At 59.3% G+C, this 1,430-nt stretch carries 1 pseudogene; it reads right to left on the minus strand.

From position 1 onward, the window contains the following. A pseudogene (locus FHT29_RS34265) lies at positions 1-1,354 on the minus strand (IS701 family transposase); the annotation flags it as partial. Between the last annotated feature and the right edge of the window lie 76 nt (positions 1,355-1,430).

Genomic DNA, 1,430 nt, shown 5'->3' on the forward strand with positions numbered 1-1,430 from the left:
CTAGCACTACTTTGGCAGAATTTATTTTGGGGCCATTTGGAGCCGGAAACGAATTCGGCAGTGCGGACATCGCTCCGGGGCTGGCGCAGTTGATAGTGCCTTGATGACCGCGCGTCGGATGGCTGGCAGTGTCGGCTTAGGCGGGCCGTACCTCTTCCTTTTTTTCCCGCTTCACCTCGTGCAGACGCTGATGCTGCAGGAAGGCGTAAGCGATCATTGTCATCAACGCGTGTCGGTGTAGGCCCTGCCATGATCGGCCTTCAAAGTGATCGAGGCCGAGTTCTTCCTTCATCTGCTGATGGGCCTGCTCGCAGACCCATCGCGCTTTGATGGCCGCCGCGAGAGCTTTTAAGGTCGCCTCGGCCGGCAGATTGGAGAGATAATATTTGCGCTCGTCGTTTGAACGCCACTCACCAACGAGCCACGCCTCTTCGCCCGGCATGTGCTGCTGTCCCTTGTCGAGGATGCGTTGCGGGTCGCCATCGGCAATCCGAATGCGTAGGGCAGCGAAACGTGCGGTCAGTCGACCTTTCGTGCCGTGACGCCAACTGACCTTCTTCCAGGTGGTTCCTTCCAGGATCGTTTCGGCTGCGGTTGAAAGAGTGTCGGGGATCGAATGCTTACGCGGCTTTCCACGGCCGGCGACAGGAAAGACCAATGCGACATCATGAGGATAAACCTTCTGATGCTTGGGAATGCCGACAGCCCAGGTGAGATTGCGTGCACTGAGCCCCTGGCGAAACGCAGCCGACAGACCATAGCCGGCATCCGCAAGCACGGTGCCAAACCGTACGCCTGCGGCCATCAGCCGATCGATCTCGCCGAGCGCGATCTCCGGTTTGGTACGGGATAGGCGCATCTCCTCGGGAACACCGGCCTTCGCCATCCGATCCTGATCACTTGTCCAACTGTCGGGGAGGAACAACCGCAGGCCAACGGGAACAGGAACCTCGTCGCGGGCCAGCGTCAACGACACCAGCGTTTGGCAATTGGCACGCTTGCCCAGCATCGACGCATACTGCGGCGCGACCCCAACAGAATGGTCGCCCTTCTTCGGCAGACCTGTGTCGTCGATCACCAGAAAAGCATCTGAAGCCCCGACAATCCTGTCGGCCTGTACCGCCAGTTCCGCCTCAAGAGGACCGGCATCCCAAATCCCATCCGAGATGAAATGATGCAGGCGGTCGTAGTGATCAAGCGCAAGCCGCTCCGCCATCGGCTCGATGCTCTTGCGGTCGCCAGGTCCGATGAGGCCCGAAATATAGACCGGGCACATCTGCCGCCGCTTCTTGTGGCCAAGCTTCTCAACGAACGGCTTCAGCCAATCCGCCAGTGCAGCGTCCAATTCCGCCATCTCGCGCACCCCTATGAAAGCGCCCAAGATGGCCCATCATCGTAAATGGCCGGTTAATCTGCCAAAGTAGTGCTAG

Origin of the sequence: Rhizobium sp. SG741, assembly GCF_012275435.1 — a bacterium.
In the GTDB taxonomy this organism is placed as follows: domain Bacteria; phylum Pseudomonadota; class Alphaproteobacteria; order Rhizobiales; family Rhizobiaceae; genus Rhizobium; species Rhizobium lusitanum.